The organism is Microbulbifer okhotskensis (genome assembly GCF_023895975.1).
Classification (GTDB): domain Bacteria; phylum Pseudomonadota; class Gammaproteobacteria; order Pseudomonadales; family Cellvibrionaceae; genus Microbulbifer; species Microbulbifer okhotskensis.
This window is the reverse complement of the sequence record NZ_JALBWM010000049.1, coordinates 1-24,432: the sequence shown is the minus strand read 5'-3', so window position 1 is coordinate 24,432 and position 24,432 is coordinate 1. Positions and strand designations below refer to the sequence as shown.

Genomic DNA, 24,432 nt, shown 5'->3' with positions numbered 1-24,432 from the left:
GAAACAAAAAATGGTGCCCAGGCTGTGGGTATAATGTCGGGTCACCAAAGGGGGGGATGGGGCGCTATTTCGCCCCTGGGTTTTTAGTCTTGGTAATCGGTGGTCATATCGAAATTTCCTTCAACACACTTGGCATAATCACCCTCGTTTAGTGCTGAATAAGCGGTCTGGTAGTTCACCAGTTGGCATGCGTAACTCCCATTATCTGGGGTATCTGCAGACCAACCCCAGTCTTTATCCCAGTAGATATCCAGGGAGGCCGCACCGCCGGTCTGGAACTGCCCCATATCGGCACAACCGAGTTCTTCATCTGCTGGAATTTCCACATCGAAGTAATCTGCCGTCCTCTGATAGTATTCGATGCGGTATTCAGAGCGGTAGTCCTCAGTGCCCTTACTACATTCGATAGCACCATTGATAATATTGGTGGTGACACCGAATCCCGGGGTCAGGTTATTAGCCAAGTCGACACTGTTGGGTTCCCAGGTACCATCAATCACATGCAGGATGCTCGGCTTGGGCGGCTGTGGATATACGAAGAAGAAAATCGAACTCGCCAGGTTTAACCAAGTATCCGCTACCAGCTCCGGTGCTTCCAGCAGGGTGTAGATATCACTGTACATCGCCTGAGAGAAAGGACCGTAGTTGTAATTCCAGCTCAATTGCTTGGCACCGCGACCAAAGTAGCTCTTGTATCCGCCATCATCATTAATTGCGCAGGGCCATGCTTCTGCGGCCCAGCTGTTGCCTGCATCACAGGCACCATAGCCACCGGAGCTTTCCTCGGTCCAACCGATTTCACGCAACCAGTAAAGACCTTGGCGCCATTCCGGCACGTCCCAACCGGTTGCATGGGCACCGGTTTCCTGACCGTAGTGCGCAAACATTACAGCCAGTGACTTACGGCAAATCTCCTCTGCATCACGACCATCGGTGTAATCGCCGCAGAATGCCGGGAACTTGGCAACGGCACGCAGGAAGTTGGTGTAGGTATATTCTTCAGCCCTGAGGGAGAACAGGTAATCCCAGTCTTCCTCAGAAAGAATACTTTCTACACGAAGCACATTTTCAGGGTTTGCACCGCGGCCTGCCAACACCGCCTCTACAATTGCATTATTCCGCGTTTCAACCGTCGCTTTCACTTCTTCAAGCAGGGAGTCGCTACCAGTGATTGATTCTTCTGTGGCATTTAACTCACTGACACCCATGACGTGGCCATCGGCGGCAGCGCAGCCATTTTGACTGATGCTTACCTCGCCTACATCGCTGGCTTCAGTAGAGTCCGAAGCGGTCAGTTGGAACGTATATGTAACGTCGCTGTAAACCTCGGCCAGAGTTACGAAGGAAGAGTTACCGGTATAGCTGGTCATCTTCACAACCGGGCCACTAGTTTGGCTCCAGATATACGACATATCGGTGCCACCAGTTGATTGAGAGGCATCCAAATTAACAGTGCCGCTGCAACCGACATTGTTAGTAGAAGCGGAAATATTCGCAGTTATCGCGCTTTCGGAGCCATTGTTATCATCGTCTTCACCAGTATTGTCTACTGCAAGGCTCTTCACGGTTACCTGCGCTTCCTCTCTAGATTCACCATCGCTCACAATGAGGCTAAATACATAGCTTATATCGTAAGTCGTAGACGGAAGGGTTACAGTGGTAGAAGCACTGGTAGCAGTCGTAATATCTGCATCTGGAGAATTCGGGGACAATTGGGCCCAACTATAAGACAAGTTGCTGTCGCCACCTGATGCATCCGCATCGAGGACAACAGTTCCCCCACCAGTAACCTGCGCCTGTGAAGTAGATACATTTACAGAAATGGGCGTAGTATCGTCACCGTTATCGCTATTATCGGTATCATCGCTAGAACAACCGTCTACGTCCTGGAGAATCCAGGGAGAATCCCAGGTGTTTTCAACACTCAACGCGTCGGTGGGATGATCATCACCATTCGCCCACCACTGAGTAACGAATAAATCTCCGCCGTAGCAAACTTCGCTACCCTGACGGTAAGCCTGACCGACGATATAGGTATCGGAGTCACTGGAGCCGCCGCTGCCCGTGTTACCATTGCCTCCGTCTGAGTCGGTGTCTGAGTCGGTGTCGGTGTCGGTGTCGTCATCATTACCGGAGCCTGAGTCGTCACTAGCACTGCCATCACAAGCTCCCGCTTCTTCCAAGATCCAAGGAGAATCCCATCGATTGTTAGCGGTTAAAGCATCTGCTGGTTTTTGAGAAGATGTTGCCCACCACTGAGCAGTAAAGAGATCGCCACCAGAACAAACTTGACTGCCACCTCCGTAGCTTTGCCCCGCAACATAGTCATCAGCAGGTTGAGTGGCGCCTGCACCTTGAGTCCCAATCATCAATGCCGAGGCAATGGCTGTGCGAATAAAAATATGGTTCATAGAATCTCCAGTAATCATTTTTAGGGTTCTATTTAAAAACGCAGTTACACACGTCAAGGCTATCAATGAGCCGCGAGGCATAAATTCCAAAAATTGAGATTAAAAATTTGCGCCAATAATTTCTAACGGGGGAAATACTGAAGTTGTAACACAGTTAACCACGTGAACATTTATCGCATCACTTGGAGTCTCTGAGCTGTTGGCAATAAAAGATACGAAGTATCCTCCCCCGTTTTTATTTTCTCTCCGCGGAGCAGCTGCTTCTGCACCTCTTGGAAATTATCACAAATACTTAAAATATTTTTTGCACACCGCTCTTAAAACCCCATACGTGCACAGCAAGTTCGATAAACTCCGAAGAGAATGGTTCCAGAGCCCCCTAAAATATTTCGTGACCGCCTCGACACAACCAGTGAGGAAAAACCACCAAAAGCACATGGAGAGTATATAATACTACCAGCAGCCAACAAGCTAAACTATTTTAGCTGTCGGTTTATGTATTAACAAATTCTAGAGATCGGCACTGAGAGAAGAGCCTTAACCCATTGCATAACCGCTGCTTGAGATCAAGACACTTTAAAAGCCCGAATTTCGACATTGAGATCGGACTTCAATAATCACTTCACCACAAAAATGAGAGCAAGTTACCCGTCGGTATGTGACTCCATATCGATAATAGAAAAGTCCAAAAGCGCTGGGCACTTCCCGCTGATGACTTTACTCTAAGATTTATTACATTTCTGTCCTATGGCATTGTCCGTATTTCGAGTCGCCACTTTAGCGCGGCAATATCAAATGTAAAAAGCCAAAACAGACGATCGCCCCCTGAAGTCGGTCTCAGACTAAATCCATTCGCTCTGACCTGTGCCACAAAGAGAGGTTTTTGTGAAGCGCTAGCATGTCCTTTTTCCTGTCCTACCCCTTTATTGAATATTATCACTAGCGCTGACGGTAGTACCGCTCTTGTGGAGCAATACGGCGATGGTAATCTGGCCGTCGCCGAACAAACAGACTCCCAGATTGAACACAACTTGAGAGAACAATCACAGACAGGCACTAACATTTCTGTCGAAGTAACGAAAACGGTGAATGCTTTACAAAGCTCAATACTCCAAATACAAACCGACGATGGCAATAGTGTTTTCGCCAGCCAGGAAGAAAGTAGCTCAACGATAGTACCGATAGGGCAGGCAAGCGATAATCACACTGCAATGAGTACCCAGATACTCACGGAAAACACTTTTGGGGAAATTTACCAGGAAGGACAGCGGAATAAAGGCGAGCTTTTCCAAAGTGACTCACTTAGCGATACTGGCTACCTATTTCAATCTGGACAAAGTAATACCAGTTTGTTCGAGCCACCAGCGGTGAATTTCATACTGGTTCACTATCCAAACTGGAAGCTTAAATGACGGTGTCCTTATTCAACTACGCGGTGCCTTCTACACGGCAACTATCATACGAAATAGAATAGGGAACGAGGCGACAAGCGTACAGAACTTTGCCGAATCCACCATCAGTGAGATAACTCAAAACGGTGATGGCACAATGTGACTCTTTGGCAAGTATTTAATGAAAATAGCTACGTCCGATCAAGCCAAATTGGATCAGATAATATTTGATTTGCACGACAAGAAGGGAAGTTTATGAATATAACCACGATACAGGTGGGTATGGTGAATGAGATTTCCGCAAATCAGGATGGCACTTCTAGCTCTACCTTGGTACAACAAAATGGACTGGATAACTTTATTTGAATTTCACAAAGTGAGGTGAATAGAAATATCACCGTAAACTAAACCGGTAACGACAATATCAGGGTTAAAACTCAATAGCAGACCGGCAGCTCCTTTCAACTAGCCTCCGAGGAATTGAGTTTTTGACTCAGTGAATCTAAAGGCGCCCGTTAGCAATTCGCCGACGGGCCAGCCGGGGGTACACACTAACTTGATTTCTTGATATTGTCTTCCGAGGAGCTAATACCACAGTTTATTACCAAGCAGTACTCTACCAGTTCAAGCAGCCCTTCGCTTCACCCCTTTGCTTGTGACTATATGGCATTCATCAGGCCAGTAATACCAAGTTTATGAATAGCATCGGCTACAAGGTCTGGTGATGATGGCAGCGCTCCCTTTTTAAGGGTCCCAGTCACTTGCAAAGCACAAGTTTCATCAGCTGAAATAGTACACTTCTTGATTACAAATTTCTTATCCGCAGAGGGAAGCTCATCAATTTTAACGCCGATTTTTGCCCCCTCCGGGATACCCATTCTTGACTTGCCTTCATACAGTTGGCAGAAATCACTATTGCAGGCTAAGTATCCTGTAACACTAATTTCCTGTCCTAACAGTGAGTTTTTATCAGCAACGACATCAGATGGTCTAAGATAATCCCCCTGGGGTGCAAACTGACAGCCAGCTAAAATGCTTAGGGTCATACCCGCTAATACTAACTTCTTCATTATAATTTACCTTAACACCTTCCCTATGAGTGAAAATCTGATCAATACAGGGACCACTAATCAGATTCATCCTGATTTATCTTCAAATCAGAGACCAAAATTTTTTTATTTGCCAAACTTTAAAAAAAAATAATAGGCTACAGAAACTTTCACACAACTCTAAGATTTTTATCTTGTGAAGCCTTATCAATTATGAAAAGACTCTGAGCCGACCCGCACGCTTTTCCTCACTAAAGTCGCAGCTGGTCAATCTGAACATCAATGTATATTCCGACTGGCAGCGAGTATCGTGGATATCACCAGGAAGAAAAACACTGCATTTACCCGGCTTCATTGAGTAGTAACCTCTAGTGACTAATCTTTCGCCCCCCTCTCCGTTCATCAGGGCATAGGTCGATATCTCCATTTCGCCAGACTGTACCGCATAAAATGCCCAGCCATTGCCGTGATTATGGGGCTGGCGGTAGAGACCATGGGGCTCAACATGAGCAAGCAGAATAAAACCCTTCCCTGCATCTCTATAAAGCTCTACTGCGGGCTCTCTCCTTTTGTGTAAATCGTCCAGCCAGGCTTCATCAGAACTGGACCTGGACAACTTGGCCAGTGCTTCCTGGCATTTCAGAATGGATAATGAATCAAGGCCCCGCCAACCGGCTTTCAGATCCTCAACACATGTTTTCAATGAATCACTTTCCATCACTCTATTCCTCCAGGAATTGTTACCAGCAGCAAAAAATAACCAACAACAGTCAAATAAAAGATACAACTTTAAGTCAGCTTTAAGTCAACATAATTTTTTGACTAAAATTTATTTTCTTTGAAGCTAAAATGCCAGATTTTTAAAGGAGAGGAATAGATCGCGAAAGATATGAAGTTCAATACCAAAGTGTCAAAAAAGTGCCAACTGAGTATCCGGAACGCACGTGCTTTTTACTTCCAAACCGCGCCCAATGGCCAACAGATAACCAGCGCGGTTAAATAAGGGCAGGAGAAACGGGATGCTAGAAATACGATAGGTCTTTTATAAAAGCAGTAGGGAAAAAAGTTACTCCCGGTCTACTCGTGCAGGCCGGGAAGGTGTATCAGTTCTGCGCCTTGACTCTTCGATGATTCACTAGAATTGATCCCAGTTGTATGATCAGGGCGGTCACCAACAGCGCCGATGCCAACCGATAAACTGCATTGAGACCATCGGCTATTTGTACGGAACTCATCTCCTGTAGTGCCACGCCCGGTGCAACTCCCACAAAAATAACACTCATCAAGGATGCGCCGGTAAGCAGACCCATACTGCGCGATAAACCCAGAAGTCCTGAGATGCGACCTCGGATCACAGCCCGGGCACTGTTCATCGTTAAGGTATTAACGGTGGATAGATAGGTTCCATAACCGATAGCTACCGTAATTGAAAAGGCCAGATAACCACCCAGGCCCTGCTCGATGGTCAATAACCCCATTCCCAAAGCCCCGCTTATCATAATCAATAGCCCTAGCAAGACAATGCCCCGGCTTCTGAATCGATCCACTGCCCGACCAGCAAGATTAGAGCAAGCTGCAACCATAAATGACCCCGCCGTCATTACCAGCCCCGCCACAAAAAGATCCAGACCCAGCGCCAAAGTCAAGTAAAAAGGACCAACAATTAAGCTACTCATCACTGACGACGCCACCAGAAAGTTGCCCGCCAGATTAGCGATAAATATCTGTTTACCTGAAGACTCTGTAAACCCCTGGCGCAGGGGCTGCTCTCGTTGGCGGAAATACAGTAGAGAGATTCCGAATATAATGGATATTGCGATGGCGATGCCATTAATGATTGAGTAGCCCTCACCCAGTGGTTTAATTGCCAGAGTGTAAAAAATAATACTGAAAAACAGCGAGGCGCTAGCAAGGTACTTCTTAAGCCTGTTACCCCCGCCAACTGCCTGTTCGACAATATTCTCCGGCAGAGTTCTGTAGGCAAGAAGAAATATGCCCAAACCAATGGGTACCATTATCCAAAATATTGCCTGCCAATCCAGGTGCTCTACAATCAAGCCACCGACAATAGGCCCCATCCCGGTACCGACAGCGGAAAGACTACCCAGCAAACCGATTACTTTCCCGGTTTCGGTTTTATTGAATACATCGCTGGCTATGGCCATTGAAACTGCCACAAACATGGCTGCTCCAGCGCCTTGTATCGCGCGGAAAAATACCAGGCTCCACACGTTAAATGAAAAGGCGCAACAGAGCGTCGATATCGTAAATACCAGCCCCCCCATCAAAAACAGCTTTCGTCGTCCGAGCTTATCACTGACACCTCCCGCAATCGGCAGGGTAGCAGTCATGCTCATCATATAAGCTACCGTAATCCATTGGGTGTCACTAAATGAAACATCAAAACGGTCAATCAATACCGGCAGGGCCATATTAATGGCACTGACTCCCAAAGCAGCAAGTAGGGTCGCCAAACATAAAGTGACCAGTACCTCTCTTTTGGATACCTGGACACTCCGTTCCTTTCCTGTGTCCTTGAAAAAATTTTTTACGGTGTACATAAGCGGAACTTTGACTTGCCAGTAATGACTCGTGAAATTAGCATACGACTTCAAGTGAGCTTGAGGTCAATAAGCAATGAATAACAGGAATGAAATTGATATCCGGGAGGTATCTAAGCGTTCGGGCCTTCCCTCCTCTACTCTGCGATTTTATGAGGACAAAGGCCTGATAAAATCTTGTGGACGCCGAGGAATTACCCGTATATTCAAAACAATGGTAGTGGAACAACTGTCCCTCATTTGCCTGGGGCGCTATGCCGGTTTCTCCCTGGATGAGATTCGTGCGATGTTTACCGTCAATGGCAACCCGGCAATCGATCGCGATCAACTTTTGCAAAGAGCTGACGAGCTGGAAAAAACCATCCGTCGACTCGAAGCCATGTGCGACGGTTTACGACATGTGGCCAATTGCCCAGAAGAAAACCAGCTGGAGTGCCCAAATTTCCAAAACCTGATCAAAAAGGCCACCAAATTACAGCAGAAAGAAGAAAGAAAACACAAGCGACGATAACGTACTATTCCCGCTGCCTTTTACGGGCTAGGGAACACTGAATTCCGTCATCATACCGGAATCCTCATGCTCAAGTACATGACAGTGCGCCATATACGGCATATCCGGCATCGCTGGCAAAGGAAAGCGAATATAAATTTCCGCCGTCCCCCCATCGACAATGGGAACCGTATCTTTCCAGCCTCGCATATAGAGCGGCGGCTGGTTACCGTTATATTGAGTCACCCGGAACTGGCAACCGTGGATATGTACAGGGTGCAGCATTTTATCCTGCCCCTCAGAGATCTTCCAACGTAGATATCTATTTCTGGCCGCTGTAAATCCCGGCTCGGTAAATGAAAATGAAACCCCATTTATGGCATTGGCCGTTAACTGTGCTTTTAGCGGTAAGGCGGGTCCCCGGGTAATTAGCTCAACCACTTTGGCAACCACCGTAGGATCTGTAGCGCCAGAGGCCATCATTTTTTGCAGCCCGGTTGCGTCTATCAGTTTGTCCGCCTGCTTACGCCGATTCATCTGCATGACCAAGCGCTGACTAATGGGTGGCAAAGTCTGTGGAATCGGCGGCAGATTCACAAGGCTGTCTGGCAATTGCCCCTCGCCCTCCGAAGTACCAGGTACCACACTCAAAATACTCAACGCTTTATCGAAGGGCGCTAGACGCATCACCGGTTGCGGGACCGGTAAGGTCAGAAAATCGAACGGTTTACCATTACGCGCATCAATCATTACTTCATATCGTTCTCCTGCTGCGATGGGTAATACATCTAACTTAACCGGCTCAGACAAAAAACCACCATCAGACGCTATCACATACATGGGGCGCTTATCGCTTGTGGTTACTCGGTAATTGCGCCCATTGGAGCCATCCAGGATTCTAAAACGCAGCCAGCCCCTGGGTGGTTGCACAACTGGATTCACCGATCCATTGACCAACATATGATCACCACTGTAACCCGCAGCTATGGTGATTTCGTTAAAGCGGTGAAAGAACTGGCCGTCCGAAGTAAAGCGGCGGTCCTGCAATACCAGGGGGATGTCATCCACGCCCCAACGGGCGGGGACCGGTAGCGCCGCGCTCTCCTCATCATCGATAATAATAAAACCTGCCAGTCCCTTTAGCACCAGCTCAGCTGTTGTTGGGTAAAGGTGGGGATGAAACCACAAAGTGGCGGCCGGTTGGATAATATTCCAATCGACGGTCCAAGTCTCACCCGGCTTTATCGGCATATAGGGGCCGCCGTCGGCACTGCCCGGTACAATCAGGCCATGCCAGTGCGCTGTCACATTTTGTGGTAACCGATTCAGTACACTGACCCTAACCTGCTCGCCCTTTCGCACTCTAATTGCAGGCCCCAAAAAGGGACCATTAAACCCGTAAGTTTGGGTTGTAAGGCCTGGCAGGAAAGACTGACTGCCGGTCTGCGCCGTCAATTTTATCTGCCCCTGGGAATCGGCCCGTAATTCAGGAGGAATGGGTAGAAGCTGCCGGCCACCACTCCCCGCCTGTGCTCGTGTCGAATGGCTAGCACCCGCCAGCAGCGTGGCAGCCAAAGCCCCGCCTCCAAGACAAAAATCTCGTCTCGACAAATGCGCCATCGGTCACTCCTCCATTATCCAAAGTGCAGTCAAGGTCAAGTTTCCACTGCGATTACAACGCAGGGATTACACAGCCTTAACCCCTCGAATCTTAGACCTTCGTACATCGTCATCCAGTACAATGATGCGACAACTGAAACCGCTAGTGACCCGAGACCAATTAGTACTGGAGTACACGCCGAAGTTATCCACAAGTCTTGCGTTATCAAAAGACTTGGTTAACCTTGACGACAGAAAAACCGGCTGCCATGTAATCCGACGTATCAATACCAAGAGTGATCCCATGCCATTTCTAATCCTGTCAATCCTGATCCAGGCGGTCTTTGTTGTTCATGTGCTAAAAACCGGCCGTAATACAACCTGGATATGGATTCTGGTCATGCTCCCGATGGCCGGAGTGATCGCCTACCTGATATTGGAGGTGCTCCCTAAAATGAATCAATCCCGAAGCGCACAAAAAGCACGTAGAACCGTTAGGGAGAAGCTCAATCCAAACCGGGATATCCACCAGGCCGCACAAGAATTATCCCGTTCCAATAATGTGGAGAATGCGATGCGCATGGCCGATGAATGCGTCAAGAGAGGGCTTTTCCATGAGGCTAGAACCCTGTACGAAAGGAACCTACAGGGCGTGCATCGGGATGACCCTGTGTTATTGGTTGGCTTGGCCCAGTGCCAGTTTGCACTCAGCCAATTTGAATCCTGTAAAAATACTCTCGATCAACTGATTGAGAAAAATCCAGATTATAAGAACCAGGAAGCGCACCTCCTATACGCGCGCTCATTGGCTGCACTGGGACAGGAGGACAAGGCCCATCACGAATATGAGACACTGTATCAATATTACAGTGGGCCCGAAGCCATCTTTCGCTTTGCAAAATTCCTACAGTTGCAGGGGCAGGAAGATAAGGCAAAATTCCTATTTCAAGAAATACTCGACAAATCAAAATCACTTGGGAAGCACTATCAGAGCACCCACAAAAAAATCCTTCAACAAGCGAAACTGGAAGTCTCCTAATTAATGCAGATATGACCGCACTATGATTTTAGTCGTCGATGTAGATTACAGAGAGGAAGGTGCTGCTGTGGCTGGGGTCACCTTTCGCAACTGGAACAATTCTCAGCCTGAAGCGATATATCTCAGTAGTCTTCATACTATCGCAGATTACGAACCCGGCGCCTTCTACAAAAGAGAACTTCCCTGTATCCTCACCTTGATTGAAGAGCACGCTATCAAACCCAGCCTAATAGTTATCGATGGATATGTACACTTGGGTGCAGATCGTAAACCCGGCTTGGGTGCACATTTATACCAAGCCTTGAGGCAGAAGATCGCTATAATCGGCGTAGCCAAGAAATCCTTTAAGGACACTCCGACCGGAACAGAGATATTTCGCGGCACCAGCCATAAGCCTCTCTTTGTGACCAGTCTTGGAATCACACAGGCCGAAGCGAAAAGTCTAATTGTCTCAATGCATGGTGAACACAGGGTACCCACGTTGCTAAAACAGGTGGATTCAGTGTGTAGAAAGGCATCACTTTAATATCAAGGTTCACAGGCAGGTCATAGCCCACCATTACTAGTACTTTTATCTTACGTTTTTACTACTTTTCTCCCATATCCCCACCACTTAATGGCAACAATAATTTTTTAACGCCCTTTCTTTGTGTTGACGAAGTCACCGAATCGATGCAAACAAAGTCGCCTAAGGGACGCCAATTGGCTTGTTAACCCATCGAGGCCAGCCTGTACCCCCCCTAAATGGAGGTTCAGCAGACAACCAAGAACACTCGATATCTATTCCGTATGAGTTAATCTCGACACTTTTTTGATGCCAGCTCGCTCAGAGAGAGCTGGCGATGTTCATTAGCAGCCCAAATGGGCTCCTTGGAAGTACTGCTGTAAAGGAGTTATCTATGAAGTTATACGCCAGTATCACTGCGTCAGCGTTTATCGCTATCAGTGGGAGTGCCTTTGGCGACAACACCACTAGCCATGAGCAAGTGGGAACTGACAATATGGCTGCTACAGATCAAACCGAGGCAGGGTTCGGCAATAGTATTATCAAGCGACAAATTGGCTCTGGGAATGAGGTTACCGGAACTCAAGAAGACGGGGTTATCAACAGCAGTATTCTCAGCACTCAGACCGGCAATCAAAACGAAGCCACTATTATACAGTCTGGCGGAGTATCGCTCAGTGCGATTAATTCACAGGTCGGCTCGCAAAACACGGCTGAGATTACCCAAGAGTTTTCCATCGGTAGCCAAGTATCAATACGTCAGCTTGGCACCTCCAACGCCTCCTACATCGAACAGCGTTTTGGTAGCGGCAACGCCTTTACCAGTACTCAGGATGGTGAAAGTCATTTTTTCCTCGGTCGACAGGAGGAAAGTGCCAACAGTAATATCTTCGTATTCCAGGATGGCGAGCGACAAAGCGCCGTGGTGGAGGAAACCGGGGGTAATATTGGCAGCTCTGTATTGATCTTCCAATTTGATCGAGATGACTTCGCCACGGTCAGTCTGGTCGCCACCATAAATGGCACTTTGGATATTTTTCAGGATGGCAGTGATAGTTACGGGGGGCTTGCGCAATTCTCAAGCGTTGACAGCACTATGACACTGCGCCAAACAGACAATCGCCACTTTGCTTTCGCCAATCAAGCGCTAAGCCTGTTCAGTGATATATTGATTATTCAAAGGCTAGGTGATGCAAATATTACTTCAATTACCCAAACTGGCACCTTGAATTCGATTGAACTACGCCAAAATGGCGCTGGTAATAATGTGACACTGGAACAATCAGCAGTAGACAGTAGTATCGATATCACTCAAACCGGAGCAACAAACCAAGTTACCGGTTCTCAGCTTAGTTCCAAATTCAGTACAATCGACAGCAGGCAATTTGCCATCGACAATGTACTCACGGTAAACCAAGGTGGATTATTGGTCAGTGCCACCAATGAACAGTCCGGGCTTCAAAACGTCGCCAATATTGAGCAGGCCGGTACGGAAATAGATCTTTTTACACGTCAAATCGGTTTTAATAATCGCGCAGATTTCCGCCAAACCGGTGATTCTCTGTCTATTACATCCCGCCAGTTTGGTAACAACAACGATATCTCTATAACCCAGGGCGGGGATTCAAACTCCTCATTCAGTCTGCAAATTGGTAATAACCATACCAAAGAGATTACACAGACAGGCTCCAATGGCAGAGCCTTTAATTTTCAGACTGGCGGCAACAGTAACACGGGAGTCATCACCCAGTAACCGCTATCGAGATAAAGAAACTTCTGTAGATTTTCTGCAAAAAAAGGGGCCGCGACATTAATTCATCGGCCCTATTTATCGCTGACAATCACAACTCACCCCGGTTGCATATTGACGGCCACGCCGTACTGCTGTAGACGGGCCGTATTGTTCCAGGGAAACCTATTAAAAAATGGGAAAACTCATATACTTTGATGTAGGCGAACTCTACAAAGTAAAAAAACCGCGCAACCCCGCTGGTGCGGGGAACAAATAAACTATGCTCCGACAATTTCTCTATCGTCGGTTTATCCCCGCCAAGCAAGGGAACGAAATACGCAGGCCTCTGAGTTCATGCCTTATCTGGTTTAGCCCTGTGAACACAGGGAACAAATTCGCAAAAAGATTCCGAGCACACCATAATCACGAAAAATACCCGAGTAAACAGGGAACCATATATCAATCTAAAAACCTCACCTATCGGCTACGGTTTATCCCAGCATCAGCGGGGAACAACAGCTTACCTCTAGTAATAACTTCACGATATTCCACGGTCTAACCCTGCTTTAGCAGGGAATAATTTCCGAAATCTCTACCGTTACTCGATATTACGGTTTACCCCTGCGGTTGCAGGGAACAAAAAGAATTTTGTCAATCTAATTCAGTGAGAATTTGGCCTATCTCCTCCTGCCTGAGAAACACTCTTACAAATTCCTGCTTTCAACTCTGACGTGCATCATCTTTTAGGTTGCTGTGACAGCCGTATATTATCCCATCATTTGTCTAGGAGTTTTGTAACCCAACATTTTTCAGGGGACGATTATTTAAATTCTCAATAGCCGCTTCGATATCTGCTTAATTCAAAAGCTTGAAGTCAGTTTGTTTCGGAAAGTGCTGCGAAGCAGGCCGCTCGTATTCCCTTTTAAGCCCCTTTCCCAAGATGAATACGGATGCGCAAAATAGACCTGCGCATCCAAAACCTCAATAATCTTCTCGTGCAGAGCAAACTCTTTGCCGTTATCGGCGGTAATAATGTGCACTAAATGCCTATACGGCTCAAGCAATGCAATGGTAGCCTATGCAACCAACGCTGCTGTTTTGCGCTCAACCTACTGAGAGCAAATAAATTTGCTCTTACGATCTACAATGGTGACCAGAACTACACTATGGCCTTTCCTATAGCGGTATCTATTTCCCAGTCTCCGATGCGGAGATTTATCATCGGCAACTTATGCTCGAGTTGACTTTCCATTTACTCGTTTGTTGCAGGGCCTATCCCGGCGCCGCAAGTTCTCGTATAAGGACCCACCACACTGCTTCTTCACTCAGACATACAGGTAAATGGTTTCATGGCTAATTGACAGGCTTTTTTCCTGCTCTTGCCAGCAGGAAACTTGCTCTGGGCTCCATTGCAGCTTCAGTTTTCTCTCAATCAGTGCAATGATCCTAGGTAGCACCTTTGTTGGCTTCCTCGCCTGTCTACTCCTCTCTTCTGTCATCACTTAAACTATTGGTGGAGAATATGCGGCAGATGTTACCTTCAGCTGACCGTTCTTTTTCAGGTGATTAACTGATGCGCTTCAAAGTTGAATGCAGGCTTCACTAAAATATGTAGTGGTCTAATCCTTCCGGACACTTCGCTAAGATGGTAAAACCACCAAGCGAGGTGAAGTATGACAACAAAAGGTACGCGCCGGCAATTCAAGCCGGAGTTCAAGAAAGGCGCCGTAGCCCTGGTCTCTGAGCAAGGGTATTCAATTTCTAAGGCCGCAGAGGCTGTAGGAAGCACTGCCAGCAACCTGCGACGCTGGATAAAAGAGCTGAAGCAGGAAGAGAGCGGAGTAAGGCTGGATGCCGGCGAGCGCGCAGAATTGAATCGGTTACGACCCGAAAACAAGCAGTTGCGGATGGAGAAAGAAATCCTAAAAAAGGCCAGTGGCTTCTTTGCAAAAGAAATGAAGTAAAGTACAACTTTATCAAAGAACAGCAAGGCAGCTTTCCAGTTAGGACGCTCTGCCGAGTAATGCAGGTAAATAAGAGCAACTATTACGATTGGTGTCGCCTTAGTGGCAGCTCAATAGATAGCCAGACATGGAAACTATGCCATCGTTTGAAGGCCTTATTTTCTGAATCTCGACAGAGTCTCGGAAGCCGCCGGTTAATGAAACTGTTACGCAAAGAAGGCTTTAAATTGGTCGCTATCGTGTCCGCTAGCTAATGAAAAAGCTAGATTTGGCAGTAAAACGCAAGAAGCGATTTACACTGACGACAGATAGTAAACACCCACTGCCGATCGCGGGAAACCTTCTGAATAGGGATTTCTCACCGAGCTCTAAAAATCAAGTTGGACTACTGATATCACGTACATCTGGACTGTACAGGGCTGGTTGTACTTGGCGGTAGTGATTGATCTCTATTCACGCAGGATTGTTGGTTGGCATCTAGATCGCCAGGTGGAAACGGCCTTGGTAAGTCGTGTATTGATGATGGCTGTTAATTTGCGTACACCGCCAAAGGGTCTTCTACACCACTCTGATCGAGGCAGTCAGTATGCCAGCCATACCTACCAAGCGCTGTTGAAACAGCATGGAATGGTGTGCTCAATGAGCCGCAAGGGAAATTGTTGGGACAACGCGCCGACTGAACGTTTTTTAGCAGCCTGAAACGAGAATGGCTGACGGGAAATATCTATCCGACAAGGGAAGCGATGTGAGAGCCTATATTGCGTATTACAACTCACGTAGGATACATACAACACTGGGGGACGCAGCCCCTATCGAATTTGAGAAATGTGCTTAGAGAGGCGTCAGGTTAGATTTGACCACAACAGTCTGTGATGGTGTGGGGATTGAATCACTTGCGTAAGGAACTTACCGGAGCTTTAAGCCGCCAATACTTGGAGCCAGTAGGTTTGATCAACAGGCGCAGCCCCTGTCCATCCGTAAGCCACTGATCCTTGTCGCTTGGTTTGGCCTGCTTGATTTGAGTATCTGTCAGAGCCATGGTGGTGCTACCAGTTTCTAAATTGAACTAGGTAGCACCAAATGTAGCACCAGATAGCACCGGATGACAACGAACGAGAGCGGAGGGCTGCGTACCCTCCAGACAGCAAAAAGCCCGGATTTACCGGGCTTTCTGGATGATTCCGAACCTCTTCGGATCTTGATGTGGTGCCCAGGGCGGGACTTGAACCCGCACGAGCATAGCTCACTACCCCCTCAAGATAGCGTGTCTACCAATTCCACCACCTGGGCAAAAATCTTACTGTTGTTCCTCACTTCCCTGATCAGCGGCAGGCTCTTCTGAGCCGCTGCTCTCTACAGGAAGCTCTGGGACATCGTCAGCGTCTAAATCTATTTCAAGCTGCGGGATATCGGTGTCGATCTCCGGCAATTCAGCCGCTGGGCCGATCTGCTCTACCGCTGCTGGAAGTTGCGGTAGATCTGCATCTATATTGCTTTCTGAACCCTGTCGGGCCAGCATCGCCAGTCCAAAACTGGTGACGAAGAATACCGTCGCACAAACTGCTGTCAAGCGGGAAAAGAAATTTCCGCTACCCTGACTGCCAAAAACCGTCTGTGACGCTCCTGAACCGAAGGATGCGCCCGCTTCAGCGCCTTTACCTTGCTGCAGCAAAATCAAGCCGATAATACTCAGCGCTGTCAGAACGTGTACAATTAATACCAATTTTTCCATTTTCTGGAAACTCTCTACGGGGGGTCAAACAACCCGTTATTCAGTACTCGTTTACCCGCGAACTGTCATTTTAAACAGCAGCGCGACAAATCTCGGCAAACTCACTGGCATCCAGTGAAGCTCCACCCACAAGGGCGCCATCAATATCTGCCTGGGCAAAAAGGCTCCCGGCATTTGCGGATTTTACACTACCGCCATACAAAATCTGTACTTCTGGACCCGAATCAGCCAATTGTGTGCGAATAAAAGCATGCACAGCCTGGGCCTCATCAGGAGTAGCCGTCTTTCCGGTGCCAATAGCCCAAACTGGCTCATAAGCAACCACTGACTGCTTCCATACCGTTGGTTCAATCAGATCGGCAACTGCCTGAAGTTGGGCGGCAATCACCTGAAGGGTTTGCTCCTGCTCTCGCTCTTCGAGGGTTTCCCCTACGCAGAGTATTGGAGTGAGTCCCGCCATTTGGGCCGCTACAAATTTTTCCGCCACCAGCTCACTACTTTCGCCATAGAGACTGCGACGTTCGGAATGTCCAACTATGACATAGCGGCTATTCCAATCCAGTAACATACTGGCTGAGACCTCACCGGTAAAAGCCCCACTGGACTCCTGGCTGAGATCTTGCGCACCCAAGCTGAATCCACCATTTTTCTTTGCCGCCTCTGCTACCTGGAAGAGGTAGGGAAAAGGGGGGCAAATAACAACATCTGATGTCACGCCCTCAAGATTGAGGTCGCTAAAAAAATGCTCGGCAAATTCACGGCTGCCGTTCATTTTCCAGTTTGCTGCTACTAGCGGTGTTCGCATGTGTGCTCCTTCAAGGGGCGCAAATCTTAGCGACATTGACGCCAACATACAACCCAAATTATTCGGGTTTGCTATACGCCCCCAGAGGATCGATTTACTAAATGCAAAATAACAACTGATCAGTTGTTGCCAATTCGCTCCACAACGGAGGAAATATCTTTGGCCAGCTGTTTTACCTGGACGCTATCACGGCCCTCGACCATTACCCGAATCAGCGGCTCCGTTCCCGAAGGCCGCAAAAGCACTCGCCCGCTGTCAGCCAACTGTCGCTCGGCATCAGTGACGATGGCCTGAACGTCGGTATGATCAATCACCCCGTCGCGATGGGCCAGCTGCACATTAATCATATGCTGGGGAAACATGGTCATACGAGACTTAAGCTGGTGCAGGGGCTCATCAAAATCACATAGCCCTCTCAATACTTGCAGCGCGGCAATAATGCCATCACCAGTGGTGGAGGCATCAGCACAGATAATATGGCCCGAAGACTCACCGCCCAGCTTCCATTTATTAGCAGACATTTTTTCGAGCACATGGCGATCGCCAACTTTAGCTCTTTCAAACGGGATATCGCTCTCACGCAGTGCGAGTTCAAAACCGTAATTGCTCATCAAGGTGCCGACAACGCCACTGCAGCCATCCAAGAATTGATGCTGGTGCATGGCAATGATGTACAACAGTTGATCGCCGTCAACCAGCTCACCATTGCAGTCTACGAACAGCACCCGATCGCCATCGCCATCAAAGGCAATCCCCAAATCTGCGCCCCGCTTCGCCACTGTCCGCTGTAGTTGTTGCGGATTGGTTGAACCGCAATCCAGATTGATATTGACCCCATCTGGGCCAGCGCCAATCACGCTGACTTCTGCGCCCAATTCGCGAAACACTTTGGGAGCAACGTGATAGGTTGCGCCATTTGCGCAGTCGAGAACTATTTTGAGCCCCTCCAGGGAGAAGCCCCAAGGAGTAGATGCCTTGCAGAATTCGATATAACGCGCTGCCGCATCATCAACGCGGTAAGCACGACCGAGATCATCTGAGGTAACCATCGGCAGCTCCAGGGCCGCTTCAATCTCCTCCTCGACCTCATCCGGGAGCTTGGTGCCCCCGGCACTGAAAAATTTAATACCGTTGTCGTGATAGGGATTGTGCGAGGCGCTAATCACAATCCCGGCACCCGCATGGAAAGTTCTAGTGAGATAGGCAATGGCAGGGGTCGGCATGGGCCCCAGCAATGCGACATCGACACCGGCATTAATCAGGCCCGCCTGCAGGGCCGCTTCGAACATATAGCCCGAGACCCGGGTATCTTTGCCAATCAGGATGCGGGGGCGACGGTGGTGCTTGGCTTTGAACATTCTCCCCAGCACTTTTCCGGCCGCATACCCAAGACGCAACATGAAATCAGGGGTGATTACACCCTCGCCCACGTGTCCTCGGATGCCATCGGTGCCAAAATACTTTCTTTCCATAACGCTTCTCAATAGTGTACTGCGCCGCTTTTCTTTTCTGCCGGAGAAATACAACAGGGCTCTGCGGCTTAGGGGCTCTGCAAGGCATCATTCATCTGTCTTCGCCGTAAACCCACTGCTGCATACGCAGCACATCTACCGTTTCGGCAATATCGTGAACACGCAATATTTTTGCGCCGTTGCGGGCGGCAAGCATAGCCAGTGCCAAACTCCCGGGAAGCCGTCCCTCGACATCGCGGTCCAGCAATCGTCCGATCATCGATTTGCGCGACAAGCCCGCCAGTATGGGCATCTGTGCTGGCGCCAACTGCGACAGATTGCGCAACAATGCCAAATTATCAGCATCGGTTTTGCCGAAACCAAAGCCCGGGTCTAGGATCAACCTCTCAATGGCTATCCCCTGCTCTAGGCAGCGATCAATACGCGCCTGCAGGTATAGCGCCACATCCCTCACAACATCAGTGTAAGACGGATCCTGTTGCATGGTGACCGGCTGCCCCTGCATATGCATCAGGCAAATTGCCAAACCGGTTTCTGCTGCGGCCTGCAGCGCACCCGGTCGCTCCAGTGCGCGCACATCGTTAATCAAACCTGCCCCAGCAGCTGCCGATTCACGCATCACCGCAGGAGTACTCGTATCGACAGAGATAACCGCGTCAAAGTTCGCACCAATCGCTTCAATCACCGGTACCACCCGGTCCAACTCCTCTTGCTCAGTTACTGGAGAGGCCCCTGGCCGTGTCGACTCCCCTCCAACATCGAGGATTTCGGCGCCCTCCGATAGCATCTGCTCGGCGCGACGTAGAACTAGGGATAAATTAAGAGCACCGGAGGCGTAGTAGTGGCCGCCATCAGAAAAAGAGTCGGGCGTTGTATTCAGGACTCCCATCACCACCGGCTGCGTGAGGTCTAGGGTGTGCTTAGCGCAAATAATTTTCATGGGCAGAAATAAAAAAACGAAATGTCGAGTCGGAACTGGCAAGCGCCATATTCCTAACCCAACATTCCGTTTTATTCAGTTAGTCGCTACGGGTCATCAGTGGTCGTTAAGCGGGCCGCCGACAGTGTTACTTTTGTCCGCTTCAGTCGAAGCTTCTGTGGTTTCAGTATCCGGTGTCGGGCTGTTGCCACCGGAGTCAAAGTTGTTGTCCTCCCAATCTCTCGGTCGACGGACCTTGCGGCGGGACATCAGGTCACCTACTTGCTCCGCATCCAGGGTTTCATACTCCATCAGCGCATCTTTCATCGCCTCGAGGATGTCGCGGTTATCCTCAAGCAACTTCTGTGCACGGTCGTAACAGTTGTCGATAATCCGGCGCACTTCTGCTTCAATCTCGTAGGAGGTCTTACCGGATACTGGATTGCCCTGACCCGGTTGGCCGCTCTCATCGTCACCGTAATGCAGTGGCCCCAACTTCTCTGAAAGCCCCCACTTGGTCACCATACTGCGAGCCAAATCAGTAGCGCGTTCAATATCGTTGGAGGCGCCAGTGGTAACGCCGTCGATACCTAGAGTCATCTCCTCGGCAATACGACCACCAAACAAAGAACACAGCTGTGATTCAATAGCACGCTTGGAAAGACTGTACTTATCTTCCTCTGGCAGGAACTGAGTGACGCCCAGGGCGCGGCCTCGAGGAATGATGGTTACCTTGTGTACCGGATCATGCTCTGGCACCAGGCGACCGATAATCGCGTGACCCGCTTCATGATAGGCGGTGTTCACTTTTTCCTTCTCGTTCATGACCATGGACTTGCGTTCGGCGCCCATCATGATTTTGTCACGCGCACGCTCGAACTCATCCATAGTCACGGTGCGTCGGTTGGCGCGTGCAGCAAACAACGCAGCTTCATTGACCAAATTGGCCAAATCGGCACCGGAGAAGCCGGGTGTTCCACGGGCAATCGTTTGAGGATCAACCTTGTCATCCATCGGCACTTTGCGCATATGCACCTTGAGGATCTGCTCCCGACCGCGAATGTCTGGCAGGCCCACAAAGACCTGGCGGTCGAAACGACCAGGGCGCAGTAAAGCGTGGTCGAGTACATCCGGGCGATTGGTCGCGGCAATAACGATCACCCCTTCATTGCCCTCGAAACCGTCCATTTCCACCAACAGTTGGTTGAGTGTCTGCTCACGCTCATCGTGACCGCCGCCAACACCGGCGCCACGGTGACGGCCAACAGCGTCGATCTCATCGATAAAAATAATGCAGGGCGCCTGTTTCTTGGCTTGCTCAAACATATCCCGCACACGGGAAGCACCCACGCCGACAAACATCTCTACGAAGTCAGAGCCGGAAATTGAGAAGAAAGGCACTTTCGCTTCGCCGGCAATCGCCTTGGCGAGCAGGGTCTTACCCGTACCGGGAGGACCACACATCAGTACACCGCGGGGGATATTACCGCCCAGGCGCTGGAATTTGGTGGGATCACTCAGGAATTCCACCAGTTCCTGTACTTCTTCCTTGGCCTCATCGACACCAGCGACATCGGCAAAGGTAGTCTTAATCTGATCTTCACCCAAAAGGCGAGCCTTGCTCTTCCCGAATGCCATGGGGCCGGAACGACCACCCGCACCGCCCTGCATCTGGCGCATGAAGAACATAAACACGGCAATAATGATGAGAATCGGGAAACTCGCTACTAGGAGCTGCTGCCAGATGCTCGGTGACTCGGGCTCGCGACCCACAAAATCCGTTTTGCTACGCACCAGTTCATTGGTGAGTTCATCGTCAATAATCTGTGGCTGAATAGTCTTGAAGCGGCTGCCATCGGCCTTTTCACCGGTAATGACCAAGCCGTCCACTATCACGTTCTTCACCTGGCCCGACTGCACATCCTGCACAAAGTCGGAATAGCTGAGAGCCTCATCTCGTGACTGAGGTTTAAAGTTTTGAAAAACCATCAACAGCACTGCTGCGATGATCAGCCACAGTACAAGGTTCTTTGCCATATCATTCAAAGGGATAGCCCTCTCGCTTTCGCTCTCAAAATCCGTTCACTTCGGCAATGCCGGCCACATCAATACCAGCTCAAACCAGTATAGGTGCGGGGGTCAAAGCCTTTGCCCCCATACCGGTATCGCTTATACCACAAGGGAGGCAGACTAGAAATACGCCGACGTTATCAGCCGCCTTTAAATCCACGTGCCACCACATAGACTTCGCGGGAGCGGGGGCGGGACGCACCGGGCTTGCGGGTCACAACATTGTTATAACTGCCGCGAAGATCCCGAATCAACTCATCGAACCCCTCGCCGTGGAATACTTTTGCAACAAATGCACCGCCTGGCTTTAAAACCTGACGCGCCATATCCACAGCAAGCTCTACGAGGTACATAGAGGCGGGCTGATCCACATCACGTATTCCACTCATATTGGGGGCCATATCGGAAATCACAAGGTCCGCCATCTCATCGCCCATGCGCAGCAACAGTTCATTCAGTACCGACTCCTCGGTGAAATCCCCCTGGACGAAGTCCACACCGGCCAAAGGGTCCATCGGTAAAATATCTGACGCCAAAACCCGGCCTTTGTGCCCCACTAACTCCATCGCTACCTGAGACCAGCCTCCCGGTGCCGAACCCAGATCAACAACTGTGATACCGGGCTTGAACAAGCGGTCCTTACTCTGCAGCTCCTGCAGCTTATAACTGGCACGGGAGCGATAGCCCTCTTTCTGAGACTGTTTGACGTATTGGTCGTTAAAATGTTCACGCAGCCAACGGTGGCTGCTCTTAGATCGGCCCATCGGGTACAATGCCTACAATCACTACAGATTAATTGTAAGAGCGGCCACAGGCCTCGATCGTATCCGCCCAACAAATACTGGCGGCGATCGCGGCCTATGGCCGCTCCCACATCGAATTCCACAAAGTGGTAATGGAGTATTGTATGCCTTTAACCGCCGACCGCAAAAAAGCCCTTCGCTCACTTGGTCACAATCTGAAACCCGTCGTGACCGTAGCCGGCAATGGGCTTAGCGAGGGGGTAATGGAAGAACTGAACCGCGCGCTCGAAGACCACGAGCTAATTAAGGTCAAACTGATGATTGCTGACCGGGAAGTACGCCACCAGATCGTGGGCGAACTCTGCGAAAAATCCTCCTCAGAGTTGGTGCAGGAGATTGGCAAGATTGCGCTGATTTACCGCGCAGCGCAAAAGCCCGACATTAAAAAGTCCAATTTACTGCGTTAGATTTTTTAGGAGCGGTATTTACCGCTCCTAAAAATCACTCCGATGCTATGCGTAGCGCTATGGCTGACTCTCCTGCTAACCCGCTTTAAAACGCTAACTCCTCACTACCAGCCTCCCCTGCCGGCGAAGGATCTTCTGCATCGGGAATATCATCGCCACCGGTATCAGGGTTGATAGGGTTGGTGCCCAGCTCAAACTCTAAAACACTGGTTAAACCATCATTATCCCAGTCAGAAAGACCATCTTCGGTATTGGAATCACTCAGGCCATACTGCATCTCCCACATCTCAGGTAAACCATCGCCATCCTGGTCTAAACGATAACGGGCATCCAAGGGGTGACGATCTTCTCCATCATTGATGCCGTCACGATCACTGTCGGCGACTTGAGGATCGGTACCCAGCTGGTATTCCTGCAGGTTACTCAGACCATCAGCATCAAAATCAAAAATGGCATCGAGCGGATCCGTACTGTAGAGGCCATGCTCCTGCTCCCATTCATCCGCCATGCCATCTCCGTCTTCATCGCGGCTATAGCGAGCATCGGCAGGATGAGTGTCCTCTCCAACAAATACCCCATCACCATCACTATCTGGATTATGAGGATCCGTACCAGCCTGGTATTCCTGTAGATTGGTCAGACCATCGTTATCCAGATCATCACCGGCGTCGTCGTAACCAATATTCAGCTGGTACTGCTCTTCCCAAGCCTGCGGTAATCCATCTTCATCAATATCAAATCGGTATGCGCCATTCAGCGGCGCGACATCTTCACCATCACTTACGCCATCGAAGTCGTTATCGGCAAGATCGATACAGGTGCCGGCTTGGTATTCCTGTAAGTTGGTGAGACCGTCATTGTCGTCATCGCGGGTCGCATCATGAGCATCGTTATCACTCAATCCACGGTTGAGTTCCCAGGGTGCGGGGATACCATTCTGGTCACTGTTTATACTTTTCGACCAACCCAGCGGCCATAGATCCAGATCGTCATTAACACCATCAAAGTCTGTGTCTTCTCTTATGGGGTTTGTCTTCAACTGAAACTCAAGTAAGTTTGAAAGCCCATCGCCATCCAAACTAAACAGTGCATCTTCAGCCGAATTTATATTCAGCCCATAATAGCTTTCCCAGTAGTCAGGCATACCGCACGCATCTGAGTCCAGAGTGCCGGCATAGGTCCAATGACTAAAAACTGAAGCTGAGAATAAAATTGAGAATGAGCAAGATAAGGAAAAAGGTAAAAATCGATTGAGATCGCGAGGACGCTGGCATCCTGTTCCCGAGCTGTAAACTCCTGGCCCTATTATAATTGCAGGGCGGCTCTATATCCGAGAGCCACCTCAAATATAACCCACTTAAAGAATAATAAAAATTGATCTTCGAAAGGTATTTACATTAAAAATGATTGCAAAGTACCACAAATCAAGAGGGTGTAAATAATTCTGTGTAACCGCTCTTGCTAGTGGATTATTGGTAGTCGG

Annotated in this window: 19 protein-coding genes, 1 tRNA gene and 1 pseudogene; 7 read left to right on the top strand and 14 right to left on the bottom strand. The window is 49.2% G+C overall.

Going from position 1 to position 24,432, the window contains the following annotated elements; translation table 11 throughout:
* Positions 1-83: 83 nt before the first annotated feature.
* The gene (locus tag MO867_RS12255) at positions 84-2,411 is read right to left on the bottom strand and encodes a chitinase (RefSeq protein ID WP_252467708.1); all 2,328 of its coding nucleotides are present in this window, start codon (positions 2,409-2,411) and stop codon (positions 84-86) included.
* A gap of 926 nt (positions 2,412-3,337) precedes the next feature.
* Between MO867_RS12255 and MO867_RS12250 the strand changes: the two genes are divergently transcribed.
* Positions 3,338-3,823, top strand: a complete 486-nt coding sequence (locus MO867_RS12250; protein WP_252467706.1) for a hypothetical protein — start codon at positions 3,338-3,340, stop codon at positions 3,821-3,823.
* 638 nt (positions 3,824-4,461) lie between these two features.
* Here the strand turns inward: MO867_RS12250 and MO867_RS12245 are convergent.
* The 3 genes from MO867_RS12245 to MO867_RS12235 all read right to left on the bottom strand — a co-directional run bounded on the left by MO867_RS12245 (position 4,462) and on the right by MO867_RS12235 (position 7,412).
* Entirely contained in the window at positions 4,462-4,872 is a 411-nt protein-coding gene (locus MO867_RS12245; protein ID WP_252467695.1) for a YajG family lipoprotein, read from the bottom strand.
* A 190-nt stretch (positions 4,873-5,062) separates the two neighbouring features.
* Positions 5,063-5,569 (bottom strand): cupin domain-containing protein, encoded by a 507-nt coding sequence (locus MO867_RS12240; protein WP_252467693.1) that lies wholly within the window; start codon positions 5,567-5,569, stop codon positions 5,063-5,065.
* A gap of 385 nt (positions 5,570-5,954) precedes the next feature.
* On the bottom strand, positions 5,955-7,412 hold the full coding sequence (locus tag MO867_RS12235; protein WP_252467681.1) for an MFS transporter: 1,458 nt from the start codon (positions 7,410-7,412) through the stop codon (positions 5,955-5,957).
* A 76-nt stretch (positions 7,413-7,488) separates the two neighbouring features.
* On the opposite strand from MO867_RS12235, the gene MO867_RS12230 reads away from it, so the two are divergent.
* Positions 7,489-7,923 (top strand): helix-turn-helix domain-containing protein, encoded by a 435-nt coding sequence (locus MO867_RS12230; RefSeq protein WP_252467670.1) that lies wholly within the window; start codon positions 7,489-7,491, stop codon positions 7,921-7,923.
* 27 nt (positions 7,924-7,950) lie between these two features.
* On the opposite strand, the gene cueO is transcribed toward MO867_RS12230, so the two are convergent.
* Entirely contained in the window at positions 7,951-9,522 is a 1,572-nt protein-coding gene (cueO, locus tag MO867_RS12225) for a multicopper oxidase CueO (protein ID WP_256473980.1), read from the bottom strand.
* Positions 9,523-9,667: 145 nt separating this feature from the next.
* On the opposite strand from cueO, the gene MO867_RS23805 reads away from it, so the two are divergent.
* From MO867_RS23805 to MO867_RS12205, 4 genes and pseudogenes are all read left to right on the top strand, one after another.
* Positions 9,668-10,540 (top strand): tetratricopeptide repeat protein, encoded by an 873-nt coding sequence (locus tag MO867_RS23805; protein ID WP_252467656.1) that lies wholly within the window; start codon positions 9,668-9,670, stop codon positions 10,538-10,540.
* Positions 10,541-10,562: 22 nt separating this feature from the next.
* Positions 10,563-11,066 carry an endonuclease V gene (locus MO867_RS12215; protein ID WP_252467654.1) on the top strand — a complete coding sequence of 168 codons (504 nt, stop codon included), beginning with the start codon at positions 10,563-10,565 and terminating at the stop codon, positions 11,064-11,066.
* Between the two features lie 373 nt (positions 11,067-11,439).
* Entirely contained in the window at positions 11,440-12,798 is a 1,359-nt protein-coding gene (locus MO867_RS12210; protein ID WP_252467640.1) for a hypothetical protein, read from the top strand.
* A gap of 1,652 nt (positions 12,799-14,450) precedes the next feature.
* Positions 14,451-15,576, top strand: a pseudogene (locus tag MO867_RS12205) (IS3 family transposase).
* Between the two features lie 54 nt (positions 15,577-15,630).
* Here the strand turns inward: MO867_RS12205 and MO867_RS12200 are convergent.
* The 8 genes from MO867_RS12200 to rlmE form a co-directional block, all read right to left on the bottom strand.
* A complete protein-coding gene (locus MO867_RS12200) occupies positions 15,631-15,780 on the bottom strand; it encodes an Arm DNA-binding domain-containing protein (RefSeq protein WP_252467629.1) in 150 nt (49 codons plus the stop codon).
* A 165-nt stretch (positions 15,781-15,945) separates the two neighbouring features.
* Positions 15,946-16,031, bottom strand: a tRNA-Leu gene (locus tag MO867_RS12195).
* Positions 16,032-16,038: 7 nt separating this feature from the next.
* Positions 16,039-16,473, bottom strand: a complete 435-nt coding sequence (gene secG, locus MO867_RS12190) for a preprotein translocase subunit SecG (protein WP_252467617.1) — start codon at positions 16,471-16,473, stop codon at positions 16,039-16,041.
* A 70-nt stretch (positions 16,474-16,543) separates the two neighbouring features.
* Positions 16,544-17,278 (bottom strand): triose-phosphate isomerase, encoded by a 735-nt coding sequence (gene tpiA, locus MO867_RS12185; protein WP_252467611.1) that lies wholly within the window; start codon positions 17,276-17,278, stop codon positions 16,544-16,546.
* Between the two features lie 119 nt (positions 17,279-17,397).
* A complete protein-coding gene (gene glmM, locus MO867_RS12180) occupies positions 17,398-18,750 on the bottom strand; it encodes a phosphoglucosamine mutase (protein ID WP_252467590.1) in 1,353 nt (450 codons plus the stop codon).
* Between the two features lie 91 nt (positions 18,751-18,841).
* Complete coding sequence (folP, locus tag MO867_RS12175; RefSeq protein ID WP_252467729.1) at positions 18,842-19,690, bottom strand: dihydropteroate synthase; 849 nt, start codon at positions 19,688-19,690, stop codon at positions 18,842-18,844.
* A gap of 96 nt (positions 19,691-19,786) precedes the next feature.
* Positions 19,787-21,706: an ATP-dependent zinc metalloprotease FtsH gene (gene ftsH / locus MO867_RS12170; protein ID WP_252467588.1), complete on the bottom strand. Its 1,920-nt coding sequence runs from the start codon at positions 21,704-21,706 to the stop codon at positions 19,787-19,789.
* A 173-nt stretch (positions 21,707-21,879) separates the two neighbouring features.
* Positions 21,880-22,503 carry a 23S rRNA (uridine(2552)-2'-O)-methyltransferase RlmE gene (gene rlmE, locus MO867_RS12165; protein ID WP_252467586.1) on the bottom strand — a complete coding sequence of 208 codons (624 nt, stop codon included), beginning with the start codon at positions 22,501-22,503 and terminating at the stop codon, positions 21,880-21,882.
* 143 nt (positions 22,504-22,646) lie between these two features.
* Here rlmE and yhbY point away from each other — a divergent pair, with 143 nt between their 5' ends.
* The gene (gene yhbY / locus MO867_RS12160) at positions 22,647-22,949 is read left to right on the top strand and encodes a ribosome assembly RNA-binding protein YhbY (protein ID WP_252467583.1); all 303 of its coding nucleotides are present in this window, start codon (positions 22,647-22,649) and stop codon (positions 22,947-22,949) included.
* Between the two features lie 85 nt (positions 22,950-23,034).
* Here the strand turns inward: yhbY and MO867_RS12155 are convergent, their stop codons facing one another.
* Positions 23,035-24,093 carry a hypothetical protein gene (locus tag MO867_RS12155; protein WP_252467581.1) on the bottom strand — a complete coding sequence of 353 codons (1,059 nt, stop codon included), beginning with the start codon at positions 24,091-24,093 and terminating at the stop codon, positions 23,035-23,037.
* Positions 24,094-24,432 lie beyond the last annotated feature (339 nt).

What these genes read in the sequence shown, in the direction of transcription:
- glmM (WP_252467590.1), bottom strand. Translation starts at nt 18,750, where the DNA reads ATGGAAAGAAAGTATTTTGGCACCGATGGCATCCGAGGACACGTGGGC.
- MO867_RS12240 (WP_252467693.1), bottom strand. Translation starts at nt 5,569, where the DNA reads ATGGAAAGTGATTCATTGAAAACATGTGTTGAGGATCTGAAAGCCGGT.
- MO867_RS12230 (WP_252467670.1), top strand. Translation starts at nt 7,489, where the DNA reads ATGAATAACAGGAATGAAATTGATATCCGGGAGGTATCTAAGCGTTCG.
- MO867_RS12215 (WP_252467654.1), top strand. Translation starts at nt 10,563, where the DNA reads ATGATTTTAGTCGTCGATGTAGATTACAGAGAGGAAGGTGCTGCTGTG.
- cueO (WP_256473980.1), bottom strand. Translation starts at nt 9,522, where the DNA reads ATGGCGCATTTGTCGAGACGAGATTTTTGTCTTGGAGGCGGGGCTTTG.
- tpiA (WP_252467611.1), bottom strand. Translation starts at nt 17,278, where the DNA reads ATGCGAACACCGCTAGTAGCAGCAAACTGGAAAATGAACGGCAGCCGT.
- MO867_RS12200 (WP_252467629.1), bottom strand. Translation starts at nt 15,780, where the DNA reads ATGGCTCTGACAGATACTCAAATCAAGCAGGCCAAACCAAGCGACAAG.
- secG (WP_252467617.1), bottom strand. Translation starts at nt 16,473, where the DNA reads ATGGAAAAATTGGTATTAATTGTACACGTTCTGACAGCGCTGAGTATT.
- folP (WP_252467729.1), bottom strand. Translation starts at nt 19,690, where the DNA reads ATGAAAATTATTTGCGCTAAGCACACCCTAGACCTCACGCAGCCGGTG.
- yhbY (WP_252467583.1), top strand. Translation starts at nt 22,647, where the DNA reads ATGCCTTTAACCGCCGACCGCAAAAAAGCCCTTCGCTCACTTGGTCAC.
- MO867_RS12210 (WP_252467640.1), top strand. Translation starts at nt 11,440, where the DNA reads ATGAAGTTATACGCCAGTATCACTGCGTCAGCGTTTATCGCTATCAGT.
- MO867_RS12245 (WP_252467695.1), bottom strand. Translation starts at nt 4,872, where the DNA reads ATGAAGAAGTTAGTATTAGCGGGTATGACCCTAAGCATTTTAGCTGGC.
- MO867_RS12155 (WP_252467581.1), bottom strand. Translation starts at nt 24,093, where the DNA reads ATGCCTGACTACTGGGAAAGCTATTATGGGCTGAATATAAATTCGGCT.
- ftsH (WP_252467588.1), bottom strand. Translation starts at nt 21,706, where the DNA reads ATGGCAAAGAACCTTGTACTGTGGCTGATCATCGCAGCAGTGCTGTTG.
- rlmE (WP_252467586.1), bottom strand. Translation starts at nt 22,503, where the DNA reads ATGGGCCGATCTAAGAGCAGCCACCGTTGGCTGCGTGAACATTTTAAC.
- MO867_RS12235 (WP_252467681.1), bottom strand. Translation starts at nt 7,412, where the DNA reads ATGTACACCGTAAAAAATTTTTTCAAGGACACAGGAAAGGAACGGAGT.
- MO867_RS12255 (WP_252467708.1), bottom strand. Translation starts at nt 2,411, where the DNA reads ATGAACCATATTTTTATTCGCACAGCCATTGCCTCGGCATTGATGATT.